The organism is Streptomyces capoamus, assembly GCF_014654935.1.
GTDB classification, from domain to species: domain Bacteria; phylum Actinomycetota; class Actinomycetes; order Streptomycetales; family Streptomycetaceae; genus Streptomyces; species Streptomyces capoamus.
Genome location: NZ_BNBF01000006.1, coordinates 251163 through 257877, shown reverse-complemented (window position 1 = coordinate 257877; position 6715 = coordinate 251163). Strand labels below are relative to the sequence as shown.

6 protein-coding genes and 1 pseudogene are annotated in these 6715 nt (G+C 74.0%); 6 read left to right on the top strand and 1 reads right to left on the bottom strand.

All coding sequences use genetic code 11. The features are described 5' to 3' along the window. Positions 1-142: pseudogene (locus IE312_RS39730) on the top strand (glycerophosphodiester phosphodiesterase); the annotation flags it as partial. Positions 143-299: 157 nt separating this feature from the next. Next, positions 300-1511, top strand: coding sequence for a serine hydrolase domain-containing protein (locus tag IE312_RS12645; protein WP_189981204.1), 1212 nt, complete (start codon positions 300-302; stop codon positions 1509-1511). On the opposite strand, the gene IE312_RS12640 is transcribed toward IE312_RS12645, so the two are convergent. Next, complete coding sequence (locus IE312_RS12640; RefSeq protein ID WP_189981202.1) at positions 1501-2013, bottom strand: hypothetical protein; 513 nt, start codon at positions 2011-2013, stop codon at positions 1501-1503. The genes IE312_RS12645 and IE312_RS12640 overlap by 11 nt on opposite strands. A 131-nt stretch (positions 2014-2144) precedes the next feature. Here IE312_RS12640 and IE312_RS12635 point away from each other — a divergent pair, with 131 nt between their 5' ends. Genes IE312_RS12635 through IE312_RS12620 form a run of 4 tightly spaced genes read left to right on the top strand, consistent with a single transcriptional unit; the run spans position 2145 to position 6622 of the window. Further along, positions 2145-3329 carry an exo-beta-N-acetylmuramidase NamZ family protein gene (locus tag IE312_RS12635; protein WP_189981199.1) on the top strand — a complete coding sequence of 395 codons (1185 nt, stop codon included), beginning with the start codon at positions 2145-2147 and terminating at the stop codon, positions 3327-3329. 22 nt (positions 3330-3351) lie between these two features. Next, entirely contained in the window at positions 3352-4332 is a 981-nt protein-coding gene (locus IE312_RS12630) for a GNAT family N-acetyltransferase (RefSeq protein WP_189981197.1), read from the top strand. Beyond that, a complete protein-coding gene (locus IE312_RS12625; protein WP_189981195.1) occupies positions 4329-5666 on the top strand; it encodes an ABC transporter substrate-binding protein in 1338 nt (445 codons plus the stop codon). The genes IE312_RS12630 and IE312_RS12625 overlap by 4 nt, the downstream gene beginning before the upstream one ends. After that, positions 5660-6622 (top strand): carbohydrate ABC transporter permease, encoded by a 963-nt coding sequence (locus IE312_RS12620; RefSeq protein WP_229899611.1) that lies wholly within the window; start codon positions 5660-5662, stop codon positions 6620-6622. The genes IE312_RS12625 and IE312_RS12620 overlap by 7 nt, the downstream gene beginning before the upstream one ends. Positions 6623-6715: the final 93 nt, after the last annotated feature.

The window sequence follows — 6715 nt, the reverse complement described above, 5'->3', positions numbered from 1 at the left end:
GGTGTGGACCCCGGACACCCGCCGCTCCATGAGCCGTCTGCTGGACCTGGGCGTCGACTCGATCACGACGAACCGGGTCGACGTCCTGCACACCCTGCGCACCGCGGACCGGCCCGCCGCCCCGCGTGTCGCGTACCCGTAGGGGCCGACCCGGACAACTCCCCCAGCTCCCGGGCCGGTTGATCGGGGTCGAGCAAGGGTCGTACGCCCTCCTCGCTGAGGATCCGCAGCGCGTACCGGCGCCCGAGGATGATCACGAAGCGTCTTCCGGCGCCGCACCGTCGATCGAGGAGCCCGCTATGCGCCCCACCCGCCGTTCCGTCCTGTCGACCGCCGCCGTCGTCGTCGCCGCGCTGGCCGCCGGCCCGCTGGCCGCACCCGCGTTCGCCGCGCCCGCGGCCCCGGCGTCCGCCCCGGTCACGGCGGGCCCCGACACCGAGGCCCTCGCCGCCGCGATCGCCGGGCTCCCCGACCACGACGCCACCGCGGCGCTGCTGCGCGTCGGCGGCGACGGGACCTGGCGCGGGACGGCCGGGGTGCGCGACGTGCGGAGCGGGGCGCCGGCCCTGCCGGACGCGCGGTTCCGGGCCGGTTCGGTGACGAAGGTGGTGACCGCGTCGATCGTGCTGCAGTTGGCCGCGGAGGGCCGCATCGACCTGGACGGCACCGTGCAGCAGTACCTGCCGGGCCTGCTCGGCGAGGACTTCGCGCCGATCACCGTGCGGCAGTTGCTGAACTACACCAGCGGCCTGCGCCCGGGTGCGTCCCTCGGCGACACCGTGGAGGACGGTTACGCGCACCGCTTCGAGACGCTGACGCCCCGCCAGGTCGTGGCCTCCTCCGTCGCGCAGGGCCCGGCGTACGCGCCGGGTACGCAGCAGAGCTACGGCAACATCCACTACACCGTGCTCGGCATGCTGATCGAGAAGGTGACCGGCGACTCGTACGCGCACCAGGCCGCGGTGCGCGTCTTCCGGCCGCTCGGCATGCTGATCGAGAAGGTGACCGGCGACTCGTACGCGCACCAGGCCGCGGTGCGCGTCTTCCGGCCGCTCGGCATGCGGCACAGCTCCTTCCCGGCCGGCCCGGACCCCCGGATCCACGGCCCGCACAACCGGGGGTACGACTGGATCGACGGCAAGCTGGTCGACGTGACCGACTGGAACATGTCCGACCGCTGGGCGGCCGGCGACCTGATCTCGACCACCGCCGACCTGGAGCGGTTGCTGGTGGGGCTGTTCGAGGGCCGGGTGGTGCCCGAGCCGCAGCTGAAGGAGATGTTCAGGCTGCCGGACGTGCCCGGGGCGCGGTACGGCGCGGCGCTGGAGCGGTTCGACGTCGACGGCAAGGTGATCTGGGGGAAGACGGGCAGCCGGCCGGGCTACGCGACGGTGATCGCCGCGACGCCGAATCTGTCCCGCACCCTGGTCTACTCGGTCGAATCGACGGACGCGAAGGGCGACGGCCTGTCCGTCGCCCGGCGCTTCGCGTTCCCCGCTTTCAACCGCTGACGGACGGGGCGCCGAGGGCCTCCAGTCGTCCGATCCTCTTCCGTACGACGTACAGCGGGACGATCCCGAGGACTCCGAAGGACATGTCGATCAGGCTCCACCAGAAGGGGATTCCGCGGACGGGGCCGCAGACGAGGGCGAGCGGGATGATGCCGGCGCAGGCGATCATCCCGAACTCGACGACCCAGACGTTGCGGACGGGATCGCGGTACGGGCCGTAGAACGCGACCGCGATGACGAGGTGGGCGAAGGCCAGCCAGTCGGTGCCGTACAGGACGAAGGGGTATTCGGCGTCGACCGTGTCCAGCCCCTCCCGCACCCGGGAGATCCACGCCGCGAGGCCGGGCAGGTGCTCCGGGACGGACAGCGCCCGCAGGACCTCCTCGGTCCAGCGCAGTTCGTGCACCAGCGGGAAGGCGGTGGCCCCGCTCAGGACGAGGCAGACGACGAAGAGGGCCAGCCAGACGCGGATGCCCTTGAGCAGGGCGGCTCTGTCGCTCATGGCAGGAGCCTACGCCTGAATTGAACATGTTCAAAACCGCGGAACGGCACGTCGTCATTGCGGAATTACCGGACATGCCAGTACATTCCCCCCACCGCTTGGGAGAGGTCACCGGCAGACGGGGGCATGGCATGGGCACGGACGGCCGCCGCGCGGTGACGCCCGGGATCGCACGGCTGCACGCGGCGCCCTCCCTCGCCGGGCCCGGCCGGATCGGGCTGGTGACCAACCACACCGGTGTCCTGCCCGACCTGCGGCCGGCCGCGCCCGCGCTGCTCGCGGCCGGCGTGCGGCTGACCGCCCTGTTCGGACCCGAACACGGTCTGCACGGCACCGGCCAGGCCGGCGAGAGCGAGGCCGCCCGGACCGACCCCGCCACCGGGCTGCCGGTGTACGACACGTACCGGTGCGAGGGCGAGCGCCTCGACAAGGTGCTGCTCGACAGTGGTGTCGACGCCCTGGTGTACGACCTCCAGGACATCGGGGCGAGGTTCTACACCTACGTGTGGACGATGTTCGACCTGCTGGTCTCGGCGGCCCGCACCGGCGTCCGGTTCGTGGTCGCCGACCGGCCCAATCCCCTGGGCGGGCTCGTCAGCGAGGGCCCGCTGCTCGACCCGGCGTGGGCGAGCTTCACGGGGCGGGCGCCGATCCCCGTCCGGCACGGCCTGACCTACGGGGAACTCGCCCGGTGGCTCAACACCCGCGTCGTGCCCCGCGTCGCCGGCGGCGCGGCCGACCTGACGGTGATCGAGGCGACCGGCTGGCGGCGCGCCCTGACCGCGGAGGCCACCGGGCTGCCGTGGGTCGCGCCCTCGCCGAACATGCCGACGCCCGCCACGGCCGCCGTCTACCCCGGTACCTGTCTGTTCGAAGGCACCGACCTCTCCGAGGGCCGGGGCACCACGCAGCCCTTCGAGATCGTCGGCGCCCCCTACGTCGACGACCGGTTGGCGCCCGCGCTCGCCGAACTGGCCCTGCCCGGAGTGCGCTTCCGTGACCTGCGGTTCGTACCCGCCTTCCACCGGTACGCCGGGCGGCCGCTGCGCGGCGTCCAGCTCCACCTCACCGACCGCGCCGCCTTCGCCCCCGTGCGCACCGCCGTCGCGATGCTGGCCACGCTGCGCCGGCTCCACCCGGCCGACTTCGCCTGGCGGCAGCCCGCGGAGGCCGGCGAGCGGTACTTCATCGACCTGCTGTGGGGGTCCGACCGGCTGCGGCGCGCGATCGACGCGGGCGAGGACCCGCTGCCGCTGTGCGACCCGCCGGCGCCGCCGGGCCGGTGGGCCGGCGACGACGCGCTGCTCTACCCCTGAGACCGGGAAGGACCCCCCGTCGATGACCGTTCGCACGACGACAGCCCAGGCCGGGATCCGCGGCTTCCGCGTGGGCGACGGCCCACCGCTGGTGGAGGCGTGGCGCCGGAGCGCGCCGGCCGATCCCGTCACCGCGGACCGCTTCCGCTCCCTGGTGCTGCTCGACGCCAACTTCGACCCCGAGGGGCTGCGGGTCGCCGTGGACGGGGACCGGGTCGTCGGCGCCGCCTACGCGGTGCGCCGGATGACCCCGATGGCCGGCACCGACCTGGAGCCGGAGCAGGGCTGGATCCCGTTCTTCTTCGTGGACCCGGACGCCCGCGGGCGCGGGTTGGGCCGCCGGCTGCTGACCGAGGCCCTCGACTGGCTGCACGGCCACGGCCGCACCCGGGTGGACTTCTCCTCGTACACACCGCACTACGTGCTGCCCGGCCTGGACGCGGACGCCTACCCGGAAGCGGCCGGGCTCCTCGCGTCCCTGGGTTTCCGCACGCTGTACGAGGCGGCGGCGATGGACCGCTCCCTGGTCGGCTACCGCCTCCCGGACGGCGTCCGGCACCGGCTGGCCGAACTGACGGCGCTGGGCCACCGGTTCGCCACCCCCGCCGACGACGACCTGGTGGACCTCGTCGCGCTGGCCGGCGACCACTTCGGGGCCGACTGGGCCCGCGCGATCCGGCAGTGTCTGGCCGCCGGCACGCCGCTCGACCGGATCGTGGTCGTACGGGATCCCTCGGGCCGGCTGGCCGGGTGGGCGATGCACGGCGCGTACGAGTCGGCGGACGAGCGGTTCGGCCCGTTCGGCGTGCTGGCGGAGATGCGCGGCACCGGGCTCGGCAAGGTCCTGCTGCACCTGGTCCTGGAGCGGATGCGGGCGCGCGGCGCGCACTGCGCGTGGTTCCTGTGGACCGGTGAGCGCTCCCCCGCGGCCCACCTGTACCGCGCGGCCGGTTTCTCCACGACCCGGGTGTTCCGCGTGCTGCGCCGGGAGGCCGCCCGGTGAGAGGGTCCCGCCGCGGCACCGGTCCGAGCCGCCGTCACCTCGCGCTGGCGCTGCCCGCCGCGCTGCTCGCCTCCGGGTGCGCCGCCCCGCACCGGGGCAGCGGGCGGCCCGGGGACCCGGTCGTCCTGACCCTGCTCTCGCACTACGCGAGCGGGGAGCTGAAGGAGGCGCTGCGGGGCCCGGTCGACGAGTGGAACGCCACGCACGACCGGGTCAAGGTCGCCACGACGGCCGTCGAGTTCTCGGACCTGCTGACCACCGTCATGGTCCGGCAGGCCGCCGGGCAGGGCGCCGACATCCTCCACCCCTACTGCCTGTGGAACGGCCAGCTGGTGCGGGCCGGCGTCCTGCGGCCGGCCCCGCCCGAGCACGCTGAGGAGATCCGGCGCGGCTACGGCCGGGCGGCGGTCGGCGCCGCGTCGGTGGACGGCACGGTCTACGGCTATCCGACCGAGGTGCAGACGTACGCCCTGTACTACAACAAGCGGCTGCTGCGCGCGGCCGGCGTCGACGGGCCGCCGCGCACCTGGCGGGAGCTGGAGGACACGGCGTACCGCACCACCCGGCGCGACCGGTACGGCAACACGCTGGTCCAGGGGTTCGGGCTGTCGACGTACGACGACTCCACCACCGTCGGGCAGACCCTCGCCCTGCTCAACGCGGCCGGCGGGACGTTCGTGTCCGCGGACGGCCGGGGTACCGACATCGACTCGCCGGCCGGCCGGGCGGTGTTCGGTCTGGAGCACCGGCTGGTGGCCGAGGGGGCGAGCGATCCGGGCGTCAACGTCTACCGGGCCTTCGCGTCCGGGCGGGTCGCCATGGTGGTCAGCGCCGGCTGGTGGTCGGGCACCCTGAGGACCCTGATGGGCCGGGACTACCGGGACGTGGGGGTCGCGCCCGTGCCGGTCCCGCGGGCCGGGGACCGGCGCGCCACGCTCTGCACCGGCTTCATGCTCGGGGTCAACACGGCCAGCCGGCACCCGCGCGAGGCCTGGGAGTTCCTGCGCTGGCTGAACACCGGGCGGGTGACGGTCAAGGGCGGGGCGGCGACCCGGATGAGCGCCCTGCAGGTGTCGGTCGGCTCGCTCACCGGCCGCGCCGACGACATGCGGACGCTGCTGGGCGCCGGCGGCAGCGGCCGGGACCCGAACCTGCGTCCGTTTCTGGACGCGCTGGGCTACGCGGTGCCGGAGCCGAACGTGCCGGGCGCGCAGCGGGCCAAGTCGCTGCTGCGCACGAACATCGAGGCGATGTGGACGGGGCAGCAGTCGGTCGACCAGGCCCTGCGCACCATCCGCCGCCAGGTCGACCAGGAGGTGTCGCGCGCGTGGTGAACACCCTGGCGCCGGAGCCGACCGGGCGGGCGGAGCACGGCGCGCGGCCGGTGGCCCCCGCCGTCGCCGTCCGTGACCGGCGCGGGCGCCGCCAGACCGTCGTCGCCTACCTCTTCCTGGCGCCCGTGCTGCTGTTCTTCACCGTCTTCCTGGCCCTGCCGCTCGGTTTCGCGCTGCTGCTGTCGATGTCCCGCTGGACCGGTTTCGACCTGGGCGGCATCGAGCCGGTCGGCCCGCGGAACTTCACCGCGCTGTTCGCGGCCGGATCGACGTTCCTGGCCCCGGTCCTCACCAACACGCTGCTGTTCGCCCTCGGCACCGTGGTGCTCGCGCTCGCCGGCTCCCTGCTCGTCGCCACCTGCATCGACCGGCTGCGGTTCCAGGGGGTGTGGCGCACGCTGTACTTCCTGCCGATGGTGACGACCGTCGTCGCCGTCGGCAACGTGTGGAAGTACATGTACGAGCCGGGCGGCCTCGTCAACGGCGTGCTCAACGCCCTCGGCGCCGGCTCGGTGGCCTTCCTCGCGGACCCCGCGACCGCGCTGCCCTCGGTCGTGGTCGTGCAGGCCTGGGCCTCGCTGGGCTCGGCGATCCTGGTCCTGACCGCCGGGCTGAAGGCCGTCCCCGGGACGTACTACGAGGCGGCCGCGCTCGACGGCGCCGGGCCGGTCACCGTGTTCCTCAAGATCACCCTGCCGCTGCTGCGGCCGTCCCTGCTGTTCGTCTGCGTCACCCAGTTCCTCACCGGTCTGCAGTCGTTCGCGCTGATCATCGTGATGACCAGGGGCGGCCCGGGCGACGCGACCGACGTGGCCGCGCTGGAGATGTACCGGCAGGCCTTCTCCTACGGCGACTGGGGCACCGCGAGCGCCGCCGCCTTCGTGCTGTTCCTGGTGGTCCTCGCGGTCACGCTGGCCCAGTTGTGGTTCTTCGGGCGCAAGGGGGAGGACGCGTGACCCGGCGCCGTTTCCCGTGGCTGTCGTACCTGCTGGTGGTGACCGGCGCCGTGCTCACCGTGGTGCCGTTCCTCGACATGGTGATGACGTCCT

Bases quoted from the DNA above. Each gene is read 5' to 3' on its own strand.
- IE312_RS12645 (WP_189981204.1), top strand. From the start codon at position 300: ATGCGCCCCACCCGCCGTTCCGTCCTGTCGACCGCCGCCGTCGTCGTC.
- IE312_RS12640 (WP_189981202.1), bottom strand. From the start codon at position 2,013: ATGAGCGACAGAGCCGCCCTGCTCAAGGGCATCCGCGTCTGGCTGGCC.
- IE312_RS12635 (WP_189981199.1), top strand. From the start codon at position 2,145: ATGGGCACGGACGGCCGCCGCGCGGTGACGCCCGGGATCGCACGGCTG.
- IE312_RS12630 (WP_189981197.1), top strand. From the start codon at position 3,352: ATGACCGTTCGCACGACGACAGCCCAGGCCGGGATCCGCGGCTTCCGC.